Consider the following 20843-nt stretch of genomic DNA (forward strand, 5'->3'; position numbering starts at 1 on the left):
GGATTACCGGCTCAGCAGCATGCTTCTTTCTTTGAACAGCTTCCGGAAGTAGGGGTCGCGCAGATCCCGGATAAAGCGGATGGCTTCACCGGTAGATTTCATTTCCGGTCCCAGCTCTTTGTTGACGCCGGGGAATTTGTTGAAGGAAAACACCGGTTCTTTGATGGCGAAGCCCTGGAGCCGTTTTTCAATCTTGAAATCCTTTAGCTTCTTCGCGCCCAGCATCACCTTGGTAGCAATGTTGAGGTAAGGCACCTGATAAGCCTTTGCGATAAAAGGAGTGGTACGCGATGCCCGGGGATTGGCTTCGATGACGTATACTTTTCCGTCTTTGATGGCGAACTGTATGTTGATCAAACCGCGGATGTTCAGCGCGCGGGCGATCTTTTCGGCGTAGAATTCCATGGTGGTCACCTCCATGGGACTGAGGTTGAAGGCCGGCAGCACGGCGTTGCTGTCGCCGCTGTGTATGCCGGCGGGCTCGATATGCTCCATAACGCCCATGACGTGAAAATCTTCCCCGTCGCAGATGGCATCCACTTCCGCTTCCTGGCAGCGGTCCAGGAAATGGTCGATGAGGATCTTGTTGCCCGGCAGGTGCTTCAGCAGGCTCACCACGGCCTTTTCCAGCTCCTCTTCGTTGATCACGATCCGCATGCGCTGTCCGCCCAGCACATAGGAGGGGCGTACCAGCACGGGATAACCCACCTCCTCTGCCACTTTCATGGCCTCATCCGCCGTATAGGCGGTACCGTATTTGGGATAAGGGATCCCCAGTTCCTTGAGCATATCCGAAAAGCGGCCCCGGTCCTCGGCGATATCCATATCGTTAAACGAGGTGCCGATGATGGGAATGCCTTTTTCCTGGAGGCGTTTGGCCAGCTTGAGCGCGGTTTGTCCCCCCAGCTGCACGATGACCCCTTTGGGCTTTTCCAGCTCGATGATCTCCCAGAGGTGCTCCCAGTATACCGGCTCGAAATACAGCTTGTCGGCCATGTCGAAGTCGGTGGACACGGTCTCCGGGTTACAGTTCATCATGATGGCTTCGTAACCCGACTCGCGGATGGCCTGCAGGCCGTGGGTACAGCAGTAGTCAAATTCGATGCCCTGCCCGATGCGGTTGGGGCCGGAGCCGAGTACGATGATCTTTTCCTTGTTCGATGGTATGGATTCGTTATGGGACATACAGGTTTATTCCGGGGATGTATTTAAAATGTTTTTTATTATAGGTATATAAGGGAATATTAAAAGTTACTGCGGTAGCGGCAATCAGCGCATCGGGTATCTGCAGCGCATGACTTTTTGAAAAATCCTGGACAAAACGAAAGGCGAGCGCTGAAACTTCTTCTGTAAGATGAAAGATTAATTTTTTAAGCAATCGGTCGATCTCAGCTTTATTTTTGCTTCCCTGGATCAATTCCATTTTTGTAATGATGGAAATACATATCGGCAGGTTGTTGTTTTCGAACGATTGAAGATGACGAAGAATAGTGCGATACCGGGTACTCTTTTCATTAAAATAATCGATCAGAATATCTGAATCACAGATTATTGGATTTTTCTTTTCCACCCCTTTTTTCTTAGCTGTTCAAGTGTAAGGTTGCGCCCCGTCCATATACCCGCTGATTCGGCTATTTTAACAGAAGGATCACCTGGCACTATTACTCCGGCCGCTATCAACTCTTCCCATTTATGCTGACCAGCAGATTTTTCTTTTTTAGCTGGTTCATTCACCTCCATTTCCAGTTCTTTTGCCAGGGTTTTTATAGCACTGATGGCTTTTTTATTTGCTGATCTTATAGAAATTGTCGTCATCATATAGCAAAAATACCCATTATCCCTCAAATGTAGAATAGAAATAAGGCGTTTTGGCCTCGAACTCGGCGGAGCAGGTATCCACCATCTTGTAGGTACGGACAATGCCCAGCGCCTTCCGTTTTTCATAGACCTCGTCATCCGTGCAGTTGCCCAGCAGCATGGCCAGCTGCTGGTCTGAGAAGCCCATTTTTTTGGCCTCCTTCAGCAACTCGGCGGGCAGGCTGTCCAGGTCGTGGGTCTCCAGCTGTTTTTCCAGGTCCACGATCTCCTGGATCTGATACAGGAACCAGGGATCGATATAGGTCTGCTGATGGATGGTTTTTACGGAAAGGCCGGCCATCAGCGCGTCTTTGATACGGAAGATGCGGTCCCAGGTAGGGGTCTTGATCCGCTCCATCAGCTGGTCGGCTTTCATCAGCGATTTCCCGTAGTAGCCCAGGCCGATGGCTTCATTTTCCAGGCTCTGGCAGGCCTTCTGGATGGCTTCGGGGAAGGTGCGGCCGATAGACATTACCTCGCCCACCGATTTCATCTGCAGACCCAGCGTTTCGTTGGCGCCCTTGAACTTGTCGAAGTTCCAGCGCGGCATCTTGACGATCACGTAGTCCAGGGCCGGCTCGAAATAAGCGGAGGTGGTCTGGGTGATCTGGTTTTTCAGCTCGTCCAGCGTATAGCCGATCGCCAGCTTGGCGGCTATCTTGGCGATGGGGTAACCCGTAGCTTTGGAGGCCAGCGCGGAGGAGCGGCTTACACGGGGATTTATTTCGATGGCGATGAGCTCTTCATTCTCCGGGTTCAGGGCAAACTGCACATTACAGCCGCCGGCGAAATTGCCAAGGCCGCGCATCATGCGGATAGCGGTGTTGCGCATTTGCTGGAAAGCGCTGTCACTGAGGGTCATGGCCGGGGCGATGGTGATGGAGTCGCCGGTATGGACTCCCATAGGATCCAGATTTTCCACCGTACAGATGATCACCACGTTGTCGGCTGCGTCGCGCAGCAGCTCCAGCTCAAATTCCTTCCAGCCCAGCACGGCTTTCTCCACCAGCACCTCATGAATGGGGGAGGCCTCGAGACCCCGCTGCAGGGCTTCGTCCAGCTCGTCCTTGTCGTGTACAAAGCCGCCGCCGGTACCGCCGAGCGTAAAGGAGGGGCGGATGACCAGCGGAAACCCTATCTCCTGGGCAAATTCCTTTCCTTCGAGGAAGGAGTTGGCGATATGCGCCGGCGCAACGGCTACGCCGATCTCGATCATATACTGGCGGAACAGCTCCCGGTCCTCGGCTTTGTCGATGGCTTTGATGTCCACGCCGATCAGGGCCACCTTGTATTTTTCCCAGATGCCCAGCTCGTCGGCTTCCTTGGCCAGGTTCAGCGCCGTCTGCCCTCCCATGGTAGGCAGCACGGCATCGATCTGGTTTTCTTCGAGGATCTGTTCCAGGCTTTCCACGGTCAGCGGCAGCAGGTATACCCTGTCGGCCATCATGGGGTCGGTCATGATGGTAGCGGGGTTGGAATTGATGAGGATCACCCGGATACCTTCCTCGCGGAGCGAGCGGGCGGCCTGGGATCCGCTGTAGTCAAATTCGCAGGCCTGTCCGATGATGATCGGGCCGGAGCCGATGATAAGTACGGTTTTGAAACGATTGTCTTTGGGCATTTGCGTGAATACGGTTTTGAGATCAGCCACTTTTATCCGGACCCTTCTTGCCGGGGAAATCGTGCAAAATTAGGGCTTAATCTCCTTTATTGAAAGGGGAAAAATGTGATTTCGCGGAATAAAAGCGGAATTTTCTGTTTCCGGGGTGTTCTCAGGGCCGTCGTGCGTCAGCTGCTGCGCGTTCTTCACCAGATCGATGAATGCGTGACGATATCCTTCCGGGTCGTCGCTCAGCGCCTGTCCGGCCAGTTCCAGGACGGAACCGTAGTTGGCCTGTCCCCGGAAATCGCTCTGCCGCAGCAGCAGTCCGAATTCCGCCACGGCAGCGGCAAATCGAAATCCGGAAGAGGTCCGCTGCAGCGGAGTTCCCGTGTCCTGTACCGTGCGGGAGAGCAGCCGGCTTTTGCCCCCCTGTGGTTCTTTATACCGTAGCTTGACGGTCATCAGTTCGTTGCCCTGCTGTGCCGGCAGCGGTAGGGTACGTTGGTATTTCAGGTTATCCACGCTGTCCATCAACGGACTCCGGATACCTGCCGGGATGATCTCGTAGAGCGCTGTCACCACCTGGCCGGAGCCGATCTCTCCGGCGTCTTTTTTATCGTTGTTAAAATCTTCATCGTTCAGCAGGCGGTCCTCGTAGCCAATGAGCCGGTAGCCCTGTACCCTGGCAGGGTTGAACTCTACCTGCAGCTTCACGTCCCTGGCTACGGTAAAGAGGGTGCCGCCGAATTCGTGGAGCAAAACCCTCCGGGCCTCGCCGAGGTCGTCGATATAGGCATAGTTGCCGTTGCCGCGGTCGGCCAGCTTTTCCATCTTGCTGTCCTTGTAATTGCCCATGCCAAAGCCCAGCACGGTGAGGAAGATACCGCTTTCCCGCTCTTTCTCGATCATCCGCTCCAGTTCTGCGTCGCTGGATATCCCTACGTTGAAATCCCCGTCGGTGGCCAGGATCACCCGGTTGTTGCCGTTTTCCCGGAACTGCGCACGTGCGGCCTGGTAGGCCAGCTGTATGCCGGCCCCGCCGTTGGTGGAGCCGCCGGCCCGGAGTGCGTCGATGGCTGTTTTTATCTTTCGCTGTTCGCTGCCCGGGGTGGCGGGCAGGACGGTGCCGGCTGCGCCCGCGTAGGTGATAAGGGTCACTCGGTCCTGGGGACGAAGCTGACCCGTCAGCATCCTGAGGGAGGATTGCAGCAGGGGCAGCTTGTTGGGGGCGGCCATGGAGCCGGAGACGTCGATCAGGAACACGAAATCACAAGCGGGAAGCCGGTCTGCGGGGATCTTCCTGGCCTGCAGGCCGATACGTACCAGCTTGTTTTGGGGATTCCAGGGGCTGGGAGCGGCTTCCGTATGGATGGCTACCGGATCGTCGCCCCCGGGCTGAGGATAGGCATAATTGAAATAGTTGATCAGCTCTTCGATACGCACCGCGTCCTGCGGAGGCAGTTGCCCGTTCCGGATAAAGCGGCGCACATTGCTGTAAGAGGCCGCGTCCACGTCGATGGAAAAGGTGGACAGGGGCTGTTTTTGCGGGGAAACGAAACGGTTCTCCGTGATGGCATCATATTCTTCTGTATGAAAAGGCGGATAACCCTCGAAGGGCGGGCGGATAAGTCCATAACCGGAGCGGTCCATGGCCGGCATTACGGCAGCTATCGTATGCTGCCGCATTTTCAGCTGGGCGGGAGCTGCTGCGGCCTCTGCTTCGGGGGCCGTCTGCGCCCGGGTTTCGAGCTGCAGATTGATCACGGTGTCGGCCCTGCCGGCGGTAACGGTCCGGGTATGGTAGCCCTGCAGCCGGAACTCGAGGACGGCGGGTTTCCGGGAGAGGATCAGGTTGTAATGTCCCGCGGCATCGGTGGAGGTCTGCGCTGCGGCATTTTTTTCCTGCACGGTTACGCCGCCGAGCGGCTGTCCGCCGGGAATGGTGGTTACGGTACCGGAGATGCGCATATCCTGTGCGGCCGCGGGAGAGAAAGCGACGAGCAGCAGGTATAGAGAAAAGAGATACGTTTTCATCGGTTTTTATTTTTTGTGTGAATGATGATGTTCGAAATGGGTTCCGGCCGTATGATGTGAAGAATTTTCGATTTCCATAAAAGCCGGGGAAGAAATTTTTAGTAACATTGAATCCCTGAAAATCGCCTGTGGCCTTTTTGCGTTCAATAGGAAATAATAAGGAGCCGGATGACGAGACGCTGATCCGGGGGTATAAGTCGTCCGGGGAGCTTTCATATCTCGGCCGGTTGTACGAGCGGTATATGCCGCTGGTTTATGGCGTATGCCTGCGGTATTTTGAGGAAGAGGCGGCGAAAGATGCGGTGATGCAGGTCTTTGAGCTGCTGGTAGAAAAGCTCCGGCAGCACGAAGTGCGTCATTTCAGAAGCTGGCTGCATGTGCTGACAAGAAATTATTGTCTCATGCAGTTGCGGTCGGCCCGCGGGAAGGGGATACAAGAGCGGGCGGATGCGGCTGATCTTGTGGAAAAAGCGGATTTTTCGCATCCTGAAGACGGGGTTTCTCCTGAAGCTGACCTGCAGGCCATGGAACGGTGTATGGATACTCTGCCCGAGGAGCAGCGGAGAAGCGTGGACCTTTTTTACCTGAAGGAGAAAAGCTATAAGGAGATTGCAGCCCTGACCGGCTATGAGCCCAAAAAAGTGAAGAGCTATATCCAGAACGGCAGGCGGAACCTGAAAATATGTATAGAGCGACAACGGCATGAGCAAGCATAGATCATCCACCGGGCCTGCATCCGGGGTCACCCCCGAGCTGATCCGCCGCTACCTGTCCGGGGAGCTGGACGGGAAGGCTATGCACGCATTGGAGAAGCAGGCTCTGGAAGATCCTCTGCTGGCGGATGCGCTGGAAGGGTATGCCCGCCGGGACCCGGACCAACGCCGGCACCTGGAGGAGCTCCGGCAGCGGCTCGATGCCCGGACCGCTCGCCGGGCTGCGCTGCCGCCCCGGAGCAGACGTATATGGATGGCAGCGGCTGCCGCAGCAGCGCTGTTGCTGGCCGGTGTGTGGGGAATTTACCGCTTGCAGTATGATGGGTCTCCACCGGGATCCTTGTCTGACCTGGTCATGCAGGAAAGCCGCAGGGCGGACAGCGGGGTGGGTAGTAGGGCAGATAGCGGGTCGGTTGCTGCTTCGGCGGGACAGCCTGCTGTTGCATCTGAACGTGACAGCGGATCTGTTGCTGCCAAGGCGACCGGGCAGAATGCTCCTTCGTCCGGCGCGGGAACCTCCTTGGTCGCTTCGGAACGGGGATCTGTTGCCGCCGGAGCCGAGAAACAGGTAACCACTGCAAAAAGGCCGGCGGAGCCCGAGGTGGCCTCGGCATCCCCTTCCGGGAAAGTTAACCCCGTGGCGGACGGACTCCAGGAAAAAGAACGCGTTCCGGATACCCCGGCCGCTCCTGTGCTGGCCGCTGCGTCCGGCAGCGGACACGATACAGCAGCAGACGATGCCGGGAGCAGGGACATCGCTGCTGCGGCTCCCGCTGCACGGGATAATGCGCGAAAGGTCTCTATCTTTTCCGTGCGCCGGAAGGCGGCCGGCTATGCCCGGCAGCAGGCAGAAGGCGCCCGGATCGGGGAGGGAGAAGTGCAGGTAAACGATACTGTTACCGGGCTGCGCCCGCAGCCGGAGGGTGGATACTTTGCGCTCAGGCAGTATCTGTCGGACAGCCTGCGTTATCCGCGGCAGGCGCTGGCGCACGGGACGGAGGGAAATGCAAAAATCGCCTTTATGGTGATGCCCGACGGTTCGCTGCAGGACATACAGGTGCTGGAAGACCCTGGGTGGGGATGTGGCGAAGAGGCCGTCCGTTTGCTGAAGGCTGGTCCGGTTTGGAAGCCGGCCGCAGACGGCCGGCCGGCGCGGGTGAGCTTGGAAGTACCCTTTACACTGCCCTGAAGGACCGGGGCTGAATGGGGTATATGCTGTAACAAAATCGGGAATAGAACCCGCTTGGGTAACCGGCGTCGGATGGTTGGATAGATACTGTAACAAAATCCGGATAAAATTGCCCCTATTTTGTTACAAGATCAAATGAAATTTGGGCTTATTTTGTTACAAATTTTTGTAAAAATTACCCTAATTTTGTTACATGTTCTATCGAAACATATTGGAAGAACTCCGTAAGTGGCGGCATAAGGATGGTCGTAAGCCGTTGGTTATCAGGGGAGCCCGTCAGGTTGGCAAGACCACGGTTGTTCGTCAATTCTCGCAGGAGTATCCACAATTTATTTACCTTAACCTGGAACTTCCGGAAGACCGGGAGCCGTTTGAGCATTTTTCGGATTTTAAAACCCTCCTTCAGACCTTATTTTTCAGAAAAAATATTCTCCTGAAGGATCTCGCCCATACGCTAATATTTATTGACGAAATTCAGGAAGTGCCGGGCGCCCTGCAGCAGCTCCGGTACTTTTATGAGGAAACTCCGGATCTATCTGTTATTGCAGCCGGCTCAATGCTTGAGAGCCTGTTTAATCCCGATATTAACTTTCCTGTCGGTAGAGTAGAATACCTCGTTATTCATCCGGCTTCTTTTCCTGAATTTCTTGGTGCTACAGGTGAAAAGGCTGCTCAGCAGCAGCTCCACACAGTGCCGCTTCCCTCCTTTGCGCATAGCACATTGCTGAAATTGTTCAGAACCTATTGCCTGATCGGCGGCATGCCCGAAATTGTTGCGCATTATGCCAGCCACAGGGATCTGACGGCCCTTGCTTCTATTTATGAATCGTTGTTGGTATCCTATCTGGATGATGTAGAAAAATATGCCACGAATCCAGCGCAGACTGAATATATACGGCACGCTATACGCTCCAGCTTCGCAGAAGCCGGCAAGAGAATTAAATTCCACGGGTTTGGCCATTCGTCTTACCGGTCCAGAGAAATGGGCGAGGCCTTGCGTTCGCTCGAAAAAGCCCTGCTCATACACCTCATATATCCGCAGACGAGCCCTGTGCTGCCGCTGCAACCCGACCTAAATAAGGCTCCCCGTCTCCAGGTATTGGACACAGGAATGCTGAATTATTTTGTCGGTATTCAACAGGAGCTTCTGGGGACTTCAGATTTGGATAATATCTATCATGGCAGGGTTATAGAACATATCGTCGGACAGGAATTACTGGCTCGTCAGTATAGCGCTCTCCATGGCTTGTCTTTTTGGGTCCGTGAAAAAAGCGCTGCTTCAGCTGAGGTGGATTATTTATACCGGTACAAAGAAAAGCTGGTTCCGTTAGAGGTGAAGTCGGGTGCTACCGGCACTTTGCGTTCTCTCATGGCTTTTATGGATCTTGCTCCCCACAATATGGCTTTGCGTTTCTATTCGGGAGAGGTCAGGATTTCGACGATAACTACACCCGCCAAAAAAAAGTGTTATCTGCTCAATCTGCCTTATTATCTGGTCTCCGAAATAGAAGATTACATAAAGTGGTTCGAGGACGAGATCAACAAAAAATAATCATATTATTCTTTAACTTTATAGTGGTATGGTCTGAGTTAATGCATATTTTACCCATTCTCATTTTATGCGGCCTCTTCTCTTGCTTACACTGCTACTTTGGGCCTGGCCACTTGTTGACGCCAGCGCGCAAAGTTTAACGGAGTTAAAGGAAGCTTATGGAAAAAATTCTCAGGAACTGGCGGAGAAGTGCATTCTGAAATATAAATACGTGCCGGAAGATTCCTTAGACAAAGTCTCGGCCAAAATGAGCCGTTTGGTCAATGCTTTTGTGGATGCATATTGTGCGGATACGTTGAGTGGATTTACCCCTGACGCAGCCAGCAAACCCTTTGACGAAAAATATGTGGTGCTGCAGCCCCGGATACGGGTTTGTTTTGTGGACAGGCTGGACAGCGCTGAGATATATGGAAGGCATATTCCCTCTAATTTGCCCCCTCAGTTATACCCGCATCCCGGCGTTTACAGCTCCTTTCTTTCCGCTAATTACTACAAGTTTCCGGAACAGGTTGATTGCGGGGAGTATAATTACAGCATTCAACTTTCAAATAAAGGAAGGTTTACTCCGCTTATCGCCGATACGGATCTGGTGAATACATTAAACGCTTTTTTGAAGGACACGGGTGTTAGTGATCCATACCAAAAATCTGCTTTTCTGAAAAAAATGCTGAAACTCTACCGCCGCGGCCTCGTTCGGGATATCACCGGCGCCGGGGTGGTTCCGCTTTATTACTTTAACTATGCTTTTTTTATTGATCAGGTCATCTTTGATAAGACGATGCGGCACGCCCTGATACAGTTTTCCTTTATCAATCAGAGCAGGCAGGCATACTATATCCGGATAAGTAACGAATGGATACGAAAAGTAAACAGGCCTTGCCTGCAGACATAGTTTAACCCTTAGCCTTTCCCCTTTCAGGACAGGGGGTATCTCACTCTGTCACCCACTTCACCTTTTCGGCAAGCGGTGCCCGGCGGCGGACCGTATCCTGCACCGGGGCATGCCCCAGGTAAAAAATGCCGAGACAACGCTCTCCGGGCTGCAGTTCCAGGAACTCTGCGCCCTCCGTCATGGCAGCGGGGCTGCTCCAGTAGCCGCTCAGCCCGTAAGCCGTCATGCTCAGCCACAGGTTCTCCACCGCGCAGGCTACGGCAGCGATCTCTTCCCATTCCGGCAGGTCCGCAGCGGGCGGGCGCATACAGATGGCGATCACGGCGGCGCAGCGCAGCGGCTTTTCCCGGTTCTGCTGTTCCTTCACGGCTGAAAATTTATCCGCCGGCGTATGTGCCCGGTAATGGTCCGCGAGGTAGTTACCCAGCCGCTCCAGCGCCTTCTGCTGGAAAACTTTGAAAAGCCAGGGTTCGGTCTTCTTATGCGTAGGCGCCCAGGTAGCATTTTCCAGGAGCTGTTCGAGCACGGGGCGGGGAACGTCTTCGCCGGTAAAAAACTCGGGCTTTACCGTCCTGCGGGAACGGATGATCGTATTCAGGATGCCGGCTGCATCGGGAGAAAGCGGTGAGGTCATAAGTGCTGACTTTGATGCCGCAAAGGTAAGGCTCCCCGGGCAACCGATCTCCTTTCCCGGCATAAAAGCGAATGGTGCTGCCGGCACGGCGGAGCCTGCTGAGGAAAACGAAGGAAAGAGAAGTGGCGCAGAAAGGTCATACAGGTAAAAAGCGTAACTTAGGTGTACTAAAACCCGTATCATGAAAACGATCCATTGGCTATGCATGGCCGCCTTCTTCCTGCCGGCGGCAGCCGGCTGCTCCCGGAGCATGACGCCCGGACAGTCCGGTAAGGCCGACCCCGATAAAGCCGCTGCCGTCCGGGAAATGCTCGACGCCCGGAACTATGTTTTCAAAGCCCAGATGGTATCTCCTTCCAGCGGACGTACCCGGCACCTGACCAGCGATTACGATCTTAAGGTAAGCCAGGACAAGGTGGAAGCCTATCTGCCCTATTTCGGGCGGGCATATTCCGCGCCGATGGATCCCTCGAAGGGCGGCATCAAATTTTCCTCTTCCCAGTTTACCTACAACACCAGCGATCGTAAAAAGGGCGGGTGGCTGATCCAGATCGAGCCGAAGGATGAAAAAGAGGTGCAGCAGCTTACCCTTACCGTTTCCGAAGCGGGGTATGCCACCCTGCAGGTAATCAGCACCAACCGTCAGCCTATTTCTTTTAACGGGATCATGGAAGCGGGTAAGGAAACGGACAATCCCTGAACCTATCATTATCTTTCTTGCACATGTACAGATTCTTTATTTGGGCCGGACTGGTCGGACTGACCGGAGGACAGGCTTTTGCGCAGACCCTTTATATGCCGCGCAACATAAAGCAGGCGTTCGACAACGGCACCCGCTCCCCCGATGGTCGCCCCGGCAAAAACTACTGGCAGAATTACGGACGTTATCATCTTTCCGTTACCGTTACCCCTCCGGACCCGCGTGTCCGCGGCACCGAAAGCATCACGTATCTCAACCGGAGTCCCGATACCTTGCATACGCTGGTATTGCGGCTGGTGCTGAATATCCATAAGCCGGCGGCCCCGCGGGCGCATTTTACCCAGCAGGATTACCTCGGTTCAGGCGTGCATATCGACCGCCTCGCGATCCGCGGCGAATCGTTGCCGGTGAACAGCGACGACTTCGGTACCTGGGCGAACATTCCCCTGCAGCAGCCCCTGCTGCCCGGGGACTCGATCCCGCTTTCGATGGACTGGCATTACGACCTGTCCGTGGCGCCGGGCCGTGAAGGCGTTATCGATAGCACCACTTTTTACCTGGCCTATTTCTATCCGCGGATATCGGTGTATGACGATTACAACGGATGGGACCGGCTGGACTTCTCCGACCGGCAGGAGTTTTACAACGACTTTAACGACTATACGCTGGAGGTAAAGGTGCCGGCCAACTATATCGTATGGGCCACGGGTACGTTGCAGAACCCGGATGAGGTGCTGCAGCCGGCTTATGCCCGGAAGCTGGAGCAGTCGCTGCAGTCTGATGCCACTATTCATATGGCTACCCTGAAGGAGCTGCAGGGTAAGAAAGTGACGGCGCAGCACGCCTTCAATATCTGGAAATGGAAAGCCTCAGACGTATCTGATATGGCGCTGGCCCTCAGCGATCATTTTGTGTGGGATGCGGCCGGGGTGACAGTGGAGAAGGGACGCCGGGTAAGCGTACAGGCGGCTTATAACGACACGGCTGCGGATTTTCACCATTCGGTGCGCTGGGGCCGTTATGCGCTGGACTGGTTTTCGCATCACTGGCCGGGGGTGCCTTACCCCTATCCGAAAATGACCGCCTTCCAGGGATATGCCGACATGGAATATCCCATGATGATCAACGACGGCACGACTCCCGATACGGCTTTTTCGCGGATGGTGCAGGATCACGAGATGGCGCATACCTATTTCCCGTTCTATATGGGCACCAACGAAACCCGTTATGCTTTTATGGATGAAGGATGGGCCACTACCTATGAGCTGCTGATCGGGCGGACGGAAAGGGCTCCCGAAGAGGCCGACTCGGTTTACCGGAAATTCCGCGTCAACCGCTGGATCCATGATCCGGCTTCGGAAGAAGACCTTCCCATTATTACGCCTTCCAACCAGCTGAACGGCGTAGGGTATGGCAACGGGGGTTATGTAAAACCCTCGCTGGCTTATCTGGCGCTGAAAGACCTGCTGGGCGACGATCTGTTCAGAAAGGGACTGCATGCTTACATGGACCGCTGGCATGGCAGGCATCCCATTCCCTGGGATTTCTTCAACGCATTTAATGACGCCACCGGGCGTAATCTGAACTGGTTTTGGAACAGCTGGTTTTTTTCAAATAATTACATCGACCTTGTTTTGCAGGAGGTCCGCAAATCCGGCAAGGGATATACCCTTACGATTGGGAATACGGGCGGCTTCGCCGTGCCGGTGGATGTAAAGCTGTATTACACCGACGGGGACACGGCGGTATTCCACCAGACGCCGGCCATCTGGCAGGCCGATCAGCGGCAGGCGAAAGTGACCGTACCGGCGCGTAAGGCGGTTCGCGCGGTGGCGTTGGATGGCGGTATCTTTATGGATGCCCGTGAAGCGGATAACCGGAAAACGTTGTGACAACGCCTCCGTTCTCCCGAATGGCGGTATCAGAACAGACGCATCTGTTTTCCGTCGCCGGGCTGACGATGCGGAATCCCGTCCCCGAAGTTGGAAAGGGAGATACCCAGCAGCCTGATCTTTTTATCTTCGGGCTGAATGGAGTCGAGCAGCTGCGCTGCTGTTTCGCAGATGGTTTCCGGATCGCTGACCGCATGGGGAAAGGAACGGTTGCGTGTGATCTGCCTGAAATCCCCGAATCTTATCTTCAGCGTAACCGTCCTGCCCTGCAGGTTATTCCGCTTTAACCTTTCCGCTACCACGGCGGCCAGCCGCTGCAGCTCCTGCCGCATGTCCTCCGGTTTTTGCAGGTCCTGCGGAAAGGTATCTTCTGCGCTCAGCGACTTTATTTCCCGGTGCGGCTGTACGGGCCGGTTGTCTATGCCCCTGACGATACGGTAGTAAAACCGGCCGGTTTTACCGAAATGCTGTACCAGCTCGTTCTCTCCAAGCTTTTTCAGGTCGGCGCCGGTATGCAGCCCCATCCTTTTCATCTTCGCGGCCGTTACTTTTCCCACACCAAAAAACTTTTCAACCGGAAGTTTCTCCATGAATGCGGCAATGGCGGAGGGCCCGATAAAGGTCAGCCCGTCCGGCTTGTTCATATCGGAGGCGATCTTGGCCACGAACTTGTTGACCGACACGCCGGCCGAAGCGGTCAGCTGCAGCTCCTCGCGTATGGCCTGCTTGATCTGCCGGGCTACCGCTATGGCCGAACCGATCTGCAGCTTGTCTTCGGTGACATCCAGATAGGCCTCATCCAGGGAGAGCGGTTCCACCAGGTCCGTATAGCGGTAAAAGATGCTGCGTATCCTTCCGGAGGCTTCCTTGTAGGCATCGAAGCGAGGGCGGATAAAGAGCGCCTGGGGACAAAGCTGCGCCGCGGTGCGCGAAGGCATGGCAGAACGGATACCGAACACGCGGGCCTCATAGCTTGCCGTGGCTACCACTCCTCCGCGGCCTTCCGGCGAACCGCCTACCACAATAGGCTTGCCGCGGTATTCAGGGTTATCGCGCTGCTCCACGGAAGCGTAAAAAGCATCCATGTCGATGTGGATGATCTTACGTATCAGCGGTTCGTTCTCGGTAGCCTGGTCCATGATGAAGCCGTATACGAAATTAGTGTTTTTGCCGTTGTCCCGATCGTTGTCTGCGCAGCAAAGCAGCTTGTCTGAAAAAAATAATTTAGCTACCTTTCAACGTTAAACCGGTTCCAGCATTCATGTCCGACGAATCATACATAAAGAGTCTTCACCAGGGAGATGAATATGCTTTCCGGCATATCTTCAACCTGTTCCATACACGGCTTTGTTATTTTGCTTCCGGCTTTCTCGGAGACACCGAAAGATCGAGGGATGTGGTGCAGGATGCTTTTCTGAAATTGTGGGAGCGGCGAACCGATTTTGAAGGTATCCCCGCTATTCGCTCCTTTCTGTACATTACGATAAAAAACGCCTGTCTGAATGCCGGCAAGCACGAGAAGGTGGTGCATAAATACGAGGCGGACCAGCGGGCCGTGCCGGAAGAAGCTGCGGAGAACCGCATTATCCATCGTCTGATCGAAGCCGAAGCGCTGGAACATATCCATCAGGCCCTGCAGCGATTGCCGGCGGGTTGCCGCCGGGTGGTTGATCTCAGTTATTTCGGAGAGCTGCGGAATGAAGAAGTGGCCCGTCAGCTGCGGGTTTCCGTCAATACGGTAAAGACGCAGAAGATGCGCGCCATCCGCATCCTGCGGGGACTGCTGGGCGAGTCTTCACTGACGATTGTGCTGCTGCTGATCGCAAGGCTGCATTGACCGTTAATCCTGTCCGGGGAAGAATACTTTTACCGCGTCTTTTTTTGTTCCCTGGTCTGTAGAAAAGGTTTTCCCGCGCGCCGGTTTTTCCTTCAAAAAAAGACGGATGTCCGCCGGTCCTTTGCCTTCCGTCTGTAGCAATACGTCAAATGACGGAAGAAACATGGGCGGCGTTACGGCTGCCTCCTTTGCATTGCGCATAAAATAAAGTACCGGAAAAGCGTGCGCTGTTCCTTTCACAAATCCCGCATCATTGACTTCCAGGCCTCGTGTGTCATCGGCTACCAGAAAAGGCCGTTCTTCCTCAGGCGGGACTTCCAGATAAATGCGCGAAAGGCGGATATGCTCCGCATGGCGTATAAAGAATCCGGCGGCCGGCAGGGTTTGCCCGAACATCCGGTTTTCGGGATAACCCCGCGTGTTTTCGGGCACGGAGTCCGCCAACGCCGCTTTGCCTGCCGCATGGCTGACCAGCTGAATATCATGGATACTTACGTCTTTGATGTCAGCGTCGGGGATGCCGGAAATGATATTGCACATTTGGCTTTCGCTGGTGGCAATGATGTTTCCGATGTTGACATGCTGCAGGGAGCCGGCAGGCTGATGGCGGTTACCCAGGCGGATGAAGATCGGCGTCTGTACCGACTGCATCGTAATATTGGAAATGTTGATCTGATCAGAATGACCTCCGTCCACATCTTCGATGGCGATGCCCGAGATCACCGTTTTATCCGCGGTGATGCCAGTAAGGGTCGTCTTCCAGTGACGGATGTTGTCCTCGCTTGCAGCATGTATTGCGCAATTACTGATGCTGATGTTGCGGAACCCTCCTGAAGATGCGGTGCCCATTTTGATGCCGTTGCAATTGGAAGCGGCCACGCAGTTGGTAATGGTAATGTTCTCGCAGGGTTCCTCCCGTTCGCTTTTCAGACAGATGGCGTCGTCGTCGGTATCAAAGCGGCAGTTGGAAACGGTTACATTCTTGCTGTCGATATCGATACCGTCGTTGTTCCAGTTGGCATGGGCATATACCGATATGCCGGTGACCAGCACGCCGTCGCAGCCCAGGTATTTCTGGGTCCAGAAGGCGGGGGAGCGAAGGCGGATGTCTTTTATCCCCACATCGCTGCAATCGATAAAAAACATCAGCATAGGTCGCCCTTTGGCATTGTCCCCATGCTGAAAACTTTTGGCCTTGCCGTTCCCGTCGATGGTGCCCGGACCTGTCACCGATACCTGCTGCAGTTCTTCCGCGATGATCAGCGCCGGTGTATGACGGACCTCGTGATAATCGCTGATCCGGCTGCTGCCCTTCAGTACGGCTCCCGCTTCGAGAAACAGGTTGACCTTGCTTTTCAGGTAAAGGGTTCCCGAGAGAAAAATTCCTGCAGGCACTGTTACCCGGCCTCCGCCGGTGGCTGAGCATTCGTCGATAGCCTGCTGGATGGCGACGGTATTCAGGGTGGTGCCATCTCCTTTGGCCCCGTATTTCAGGATATTGATGTCTGCAGCCGATGCGGATAGAGACAGGAGCAAAAGGCAAACCATTGGGAAGGATATCTTCCTCCGGCATCTTGTTCTCATCGAAAATGATTTGGAGCAGTTAAGCAGGATGTGCTCCAAAATAATACATTTCCGGCACTTGTCGCAGGGACTGCGGCAGGTGCCGGAGATGATGATCATTTTGCAAAAACACGAACCGGCTTTTCTTCCTGTTTTTTCATGTGCTCCGGCAGCATGAACACCCGGCCCTGCTTGTCGCAGAAATACAGGTGGGAAGCCGAGGGCTTCCTGCCGTTGCCGTCTGCCCAGAAGGCATAGAACTCCGGGTTGGCATCGACCGGCCGCCGCGGGTAGCTCTGGTTGTTCTCTGCGCCCGGCGTCAGCTCCTTCAGCTTCTCCCAGTGACGGCCCTGGTCCCGGCTGGTCCACATCACGATCGAGCCGCCGGTGTTATAAGCCTGCGGACCGGGATCGGTCGGGGCAATGATCCGCCAGGTACCGTCATCTTCTATGTAAAGCGAGCCCATGTCATAGTTGTTGTCCGAAGCGGTCACCGGCAGGATCTGCCAGCTGCCACCCGTCCAGTGTGCCGTATACCACTGCTGGGGCCCGTTCTCCGGACCCGGTTCCCAGCCCTTGGTGGTCTCGTACAGGATCACCGGGTTGCCTTCACGGTCGAAGTTCAGGTCGTTGATATAGACCTTCAGCCCTTCGGCGGCATAATCATGGATCAGCGCCGGGTTGTGGATCTCCCGCAGCGGCAGGGATATGGCCTTGCCGTCGGCCGTCTTCCAGCTTTGGCCGTGATCGTCGGTGAAGACATAGTACAGGTTGGTCCGGTAGTCCAGTCCTGCCCCGGTCTTCCGGGTAGGATGGTAGTTGAAGGAGGTGCCGATACGGTTGCCTTTTTTGCCGCTGGTCTGGTAATGGCCTTCCTCGATGTTGGCGATGTCTTTCCACGCCGACCAGTGGATGCCGTCGGGGCTGGTCATGTAGCCGATCACCCGGCAGCCTCTTTTGCCGTATTTCAGCTGCTGGGTTTCGTAGTGGGTAAAAAGACCGGTAAAGCCGTGATCGTCGTAATACATCTGCAGATAGGAGAAGTTGTTCATCGGCACTTCCTTGCCGTCGACCAGCTTGACGGGCCGGATCTGCTCAAAGCGGCTGATGTCGTAAGGCTTTAGGCTGCGGTGGATAAAGGAAGGCCGGCCGGTGCCGTGGGCGGTGGAGAAGATCCAGATATAGCCGTCCTTGTCCACCTGCAGCACGGGATTGTCATGGGCGTCGCCGGTGGCCTTGTCCAGCAGGATGGTGGGACGCGACACCTTGCCGTTGCGGTGGTTGAAGTAGCCGACCTCGTGGTAGAGCGATTTGCCGTCATGGCCGGTGCCGCCGTAACAGAAGAAGGTCTTTTTTACTTTGGGCACATATACCGAGAAGGGATAGTGATTGGAGGGATAGGTGGCCATGCCGCCGGCATATTTATAGACGTAGGGGTTGTCCTTCAGGTGACCGATGAAATACCAGATACCCCGGTAGCCGTCGTCCTGCTTATCGATGAACCGGGCCGACTTGTAGGAATAAGGGTCGGATTCCCGGCCGGAGTCAGTGCTTTGCCCGGCTGCATAAAGCGCCGGCAGGCTGCACAAGAGGAGAAGACAAGTTTTTTTTAATCTATTGATCGACATAATACTGGGTTTATAAAAATAAATGGGTTTTTAAAAGGCAGGCCGTTACGGCCTGTTTTCTCTGGTACGACCGGCGGTTATTCAAATCCCGGATCACCATTTACATGCCGCATCAGCCAGTAAGCTGCTCCTGCAAATGTGGTATCCGGAACGTTAGGGGCGGATGTTTCGGGCAAAACAGGGCAGGTAAAGGTTGCCGGCCCATAGAAGGACAGCACATATATAGTGGGGGAGGCATTAAACCGTTCATGCATCCTTACACAGTCCTTTACGCGATTTAAGAATTGTTTGCCGGTGGATTCATTCGGAGCCATCATGACCATGGTGGTAAAATGGGCGTTCACTGACCGGGTCCACTGCACCAGCGTAGCGCTACCTCCGGCCAGTGCGCCCGGACGTATCCTCATATATCCCGTATTGGCGGACCATAGGGTCATAGGGCCGTCTGTAGCGCTTCCCTGGCAGTTTTTGATGTCATTCTGTAAATCAGCATTGCGGGAATCGTTAAAATCGCCGTATACCTTCCAGGGGGCCACCATCCTCAGGACAGGCCGGTTACTATCCTGATATTTAAGTGTGTACTTTCTTGCGGGAGAGTAGTCCCTGTTTACCGTGGCATAGGTTACCTTAAATCCTGATGCTATAAAGCGGTCTATATAGACAGAATCCTCATGGTCCGTAGCATAGGTGAAATCGGTTTCATAAAACACATTCCTGGAATAAAAACGTTTATAAGCCTCTCCGCAATAGGCGCTGTCGCCCGAATACTTGTCCATGGCGAAATTATTGATATACCATCCGTCCGCATGCGCGCGTATATATTGGGATTGCAGGCTGTCTCCCCCGACTATGCCGGCATAGGAACGAGCGCCTCCGATATACACCAGTGAGTGGGGCACGGACAATAAGGCTTTTTCCGTTTGTTGTTTACTCCCTGCCGTACCGGGTAAGCCCGCTTCATCCTGCAATGACTTGGAGCAGGAGGAAAACAAGGGCGTAATAAGGATAATGACGGCAAGTCCGGGAATGCATCGTTTCATGATGTTTGTTTTGAGGTGGATGTTTTACCTTTTTAATACCCGCTGTTCTGTTTTAGCCCCGGCGTGATGTCCAACGCACTCTGGGGAATGGGGAGCAGGGCATTGTACGGCTTGATGGTTTTCTTAATAAGGTAATAAAAAGCAGGTTCGTTGAGGCTGTATTTCAGGGTCCGGTCATACCACAGGCCCAGCCGGTTCAGCGTAATCCGGCGCGGCTCTTCGATGATGAGCTCGCGTGCACGTTCATCCAGGATAAAATCCAGGTTCACCTTCCCGGCATCTGTCAGCGGGGCGTGCGCTCGGGCTCTTACTACATTGATATCATCTGCAGCATCCTGGAGCTGCCCTTTGTCGAGGTAAGCCTCGGCCCTCAGCAGGAAGGTTTCAGCCAGGCGGTAAACGATGAATTTCTGATCCGGCGTGGAGCTGCTGTTGATGCTTTTTATCGATCCTTCTGCTTTGCGGACCATGGGATAGATATTCTGGATGGTATCCTTCAATCCCGGTGCCTTGAAATCGATCTGCTTACCGAATAAAGCGTTGGAAGGATTGTTGTAATACCAGGTTCTCCGGATGTTCCAGGGGGAATTCCGCATGTCATTCCAGTCGCCGTCCCAGATGGTATAGTTGAAATAGTTGGTGGTGCGCACATAGCCTACCGGCCTGCCGCCCAGGGAGTCTGCCAGGGTCATGGCCTGTCCTCCGTTGGGGGCGATCAGGTTGGCATAGTAAGGGCCCCAGGTGCGGGAAAGGCTGGTGCCGATATCTCCGCCGGGGACATTATAGGCGCCCTGGAGCACCCAGATGCTTTCCATGTTGCCGCCGCTGCGGTTGGCGTTGTTGTCCCAGAAGAGATCGGAGAACACGTCCCCTCCGCCTTCGGGAAAATGTCCGTCATGCGTAGCGTCGCTTCCAAAGCGCGCTGTCATCAGGTGGTAATACCCGGAATTGATGATGCGGGTGGCGGCGGCAATGGTCGAGTCGGGCATATCCAGCTGCAGGTAAGCGGTGGAAAGCAGCATGTCGGCTGCGGACCGGGTAAGGGTGCCCTCGGCGACCTGATCGGGATTGGCGGGCAACCAACGTGAAGCAAATTCAAGATCCTCCCGCACAAATTCAAGCACACTGTCCTTGGGCGCCCGTGTAAAATCAAATTGCGGCGTGAGGATCTCGTGATCGACGAGGGGGACATCCCCGTATAGGTTCAGGAGGGTATAGTAGGCGTAAGCCCGGAAAAACCTGGCCTGGGCGATGACCTCGTTTTTCTGCTGGTCGTTATCCCATATTGCGGCCGGCAGCTGGGCGCGGTCGATTACCACATTGGCATGGGGGATAAGTGCCGAATAGGCCGCATTCCAGAAATCCGCTGCTGCATCATGGGTGGTGTTGAGCAGGGAGAAGTCCACCAGCAGATAAGGGCGGTGGGATTGTCCGCAGGTCGCCACATCGGTTCCCATACGCAGGTATTCCCGGTAAGGATAACCGCCGGACTGTCCGTCGGAGCCGCTGAAGATAAAAGTGCGGGCGTCGGCATAAAGGGTGTTTACCGCCAGCTGGAAGGTTTTGGGATCGGTAAAGGCATTGTCGGTGCTGAAGAAGTCTTTGGGCTTTTCCTTCAGCAGATCCTTGCTGCAGGAGCCGGCCAGGAGCGCGACGAGCAACAGCAGGCCTGAGTAAGTAAGGGTATGTCGGGATGTTATTTTTTTCAT

18 protein-coding genes are annotated in these 20843 nt (G+C 54.7%); 7 read left to right on the forward strand and 11 right to left on the reverse strand.

Annotated elements, in window-relative coordinates; translation table 11 throughout:
- Positions 1-3 precede the first annotated feature (3 nt).
- The 5 genes from ABD851_RS09210 to ABD851_RS09230 form a co-directional block, all read right to left on the reverse strand.
- Positions 4-1185: a carbamoyl phosphate synthase preATP-grasp domain-containing protein gene (locus tag ABD851_RS09210; RefSeq protein WP_344978437.1), complete on the reverse strand. Its 1182-nt coding sequence runs from the start codon at positions 1183-1185 to the stop codon at positions 4-6.
- A complete protein-coding gene (locus ABD851_RS09215) occupies positions 1175-1570 on the reverse strand; it encodes a type II toxin-antitoxin system VapC family toxin (protein ID WP_344978439.1) in 396 nt (131 codons plus the stop codon). Before ABD851_RS09215 ends, ABD851_RS09210 begins: the two co-directional genes overlap by 11 nt.
- Positions 1549-1818, reverse strand: coding sequence for a hypothetical protein (locus ABD851_RS09220; RefSeq protein ID WP_344978441.1), 270 nt, complete (start codon positions 1816-1818; stop codon positions 1549-1551). Before ABD851_RS09220 ends, ABD851_RS09215 begins: the two co-directional genes overlap by 22 nt.
- Positions 1819-1834: 16 nt before the next feature.
- Entirely contained in the window at positions 1835-3478 is a 1644-nt protein-coding gene (carB, locus tag ABD851_RS09225; protein ID WP_344978443.1) for a carbamoyl-phosphate synthase large subunit, read from the reverse strand.
- 69 nt (positions 3479-3547) lie between these two features.
- Positions 3548-5494, reverse strand: coding sequence for a YfbK domain-containing protein (locus tag ABD851_RS09230; protein ID WP_344978445.1), 1947 nt, complete (start codon positions 5492-5494; stop codon positions 3548-3550).
- A gap of 128 nt (positions 5495-5622) precedes the next feature.
- On the opposite strand from ABD851_RS09230, the gene ABD851_RS09235 reads away from it, so the two are divergent.
- The 4 genes from ABD851_RS09235 to ABD851_RS09250 all read left to right on the forward strand — a co-directional run bounded on the left by ABD851_RS09235 (position 5623) and on the right by ABD851_RS09250 (position 9840).
- A complete protein-coding gene (locus ABD851_RS09235; RefSeq protein ID WP_344978447.1) occupies positions 5623-6210 on the forward strand; it encodes an RNA polymerase sigma factor in 588 nt (195 codons plus the stop codon).
- Positions 6197-7396: an energy transducer TonB gene (locus ABD851_RS09240; RefSeq protein WP_344978449.1), complete on the forward strand. Its 1200-nt coding sequence runs from the start codon at positions 6197-6199 to the stop codon at positions 7394-7396. Before ABD851_RS09235 ends, ABD851_RS09240 begins: the two co-directional genes overlap by 14 nt.
- Before the next feature lie 193 nt (positions 7397-7589).
- A complete protein-coding gene (locus ABD851_RS09245) occupies positions 7590-8948 on the forward strand; it encodes an ATP-binding protein (protein ID WP_344978451.1) in 1359 nt (452 codons plus the stop codon).
- A 247-nt stretch (positions 8949-9195) separates the two neighbouring features.
- Positions 9196-9840, forward strand: a complete 645-nt coding sequence (locus ABD851_RS09250; RefSeq protein WP_344978453.1) for a hypothetical protein — start codon at positions 9196-9198, stop codon at positions 9838-9840.
- Between the two features lie 40 nt (positions 9841-9880).
- Here ABD851_RS09250 and ABD851_RS09255 read toward each other — a convergent pair whose 3' ends face one another.
- Positions 9881-10474, reverse strand: a complete 594-nt coding sequence (locus ABD851_RS09255; protein ID WP_344978455.1) for a nitroreductase family protein — start codon at positions 10472-10474, stop codon at positions 9881-9883.
- 181 nt (positions 10475-10655) lie between these two features.
- On the opposite strand from ABD851_RS09255, the gene ABD851_RS09260 reads away from it, so the two are divergent.
- Positions 10656-11174: a DUF4251 domain-containing protein gene (locus ABD851_RS09260; RefSeq protein ID WP_344978457.1), complete on the forward strand. Its 519-nt coding sequence runs from the start codon at positions 10656-10658 to the stop codon at positions 11172-11174.
- A gap of 23 nt (positions 11175-11197) precedes the next feature.
- On the forward strand, positions 11198-13066 hold the full coding sequence (locus ABD851_RS09265; RefSeq protein ID WP_344978459.1) for a M1 family metallopeptidase: 1869 nt from the start codon (positions 11198-11200) through the stop codon (positions 13064-13066).
- Between the two features lie 29 nt (positions 13067-13095).
- Here the strand turns inward: ABD851_RS09265 and dinB are convergent, their stop codons facing one another.
- The gene (dinB, locus tag ABD851_RS09270; RefSeq protein ID WP_344978461.1) at positions 13096-14205 is read right to left on the reverse strand and encodes a DNA polymerase IV; all 1110 of its coding nucleotides are present in this window, start codon (positions 14203-14205) and stop codon (positions 13096-13098) included.
- Positions 14206-14327: 122 nt separating this feature from the next.
- On the opposite strand from dinB, the gene ABD851_RS09275 reads away from it, so the two are divergent.
- The gene (locus tag ABD851_RS09275) at positions 14328-14903 is read left to right on the forward strand and encodes an RNA polymerase sigma-70 factor (protein ID WP_344978463.1); all 576 of its coding nucleotides are present in this window, start codon (positions 14328-14330) and stop codon (positions 14901-14903) included.
- A gap of 3 nt (positions 14904-14906) precedes the next feature.
- On the opposite strand, the gene ABD851_RS09280 is transcribed toward ABD851_RS09275, so the two are convergent.
- The 4 genes from ABD851_RS09280 to ABD851_RS09295 all read right to left on the reverse strand — a co-directional run bounded on the left by ABD851_RS09280 (position 14907) and on the right by ABD851_RS09295 (position 20843).
- Positions 14907-16487: a glycoside hydrolase family 28 protein gene (locus ABD851_RS09280; protein ID WP_344978465.1), complete on the reverse strand. Its 1581-nt coding sequence runs from the start codon at positions 16485-16487 to the stop codon at positions 14907-14909.
- 95 nt (positions 16488-16582) lie between these two features.
- Positions 16583-18094 carry a BNR-4 repeat-containing protein gene (locus ABD851_RS09285; RefSeq protein WP_344978467.1) on the reverse strand — a complete coding sequence of 504 codons (1512 nt, stop codon included), beginning with the start codon at positions 18092-18094 and terminating at the stop codon, positions 16583-16585.
- A 77-nt stretch (positions 18095-18171) separates the two neighbouring features.
- Positions 18172-19134 (reverse strand): hypothetical protein, encoded by a 963-nt coding sequence (locus ABD851_RS09290; protein WP_344978469.1) that lies wholly within the window; start codon positions 19132-19134, stop codon positions 18172-18174.
- A gap of 32 nt (positions 19135-19166) precedes the next feature.
- The gene (locus ABD851_RS09295; RefSeq protein ID WP_344978471.1) at positions 19167-20843 is read right to left on the reverse strand and encodes a RagB/SusD family nutrient uptake outer membrane protein; all 1677 of its coding nucleotides are present in this window, start codon (positions 20841-20843) and stop codon (positions 19167-19169) included.

It is taken from the genome of Compostibacter hankyongensis, assembly GCF_039541075.1.
Classification (GTDB): Bacteria; Bacteroidota; Bacteroidia; order Chitinophagales; family Chitinophagaceae; genus Compostibacter; species Compostibacter hankyongensis.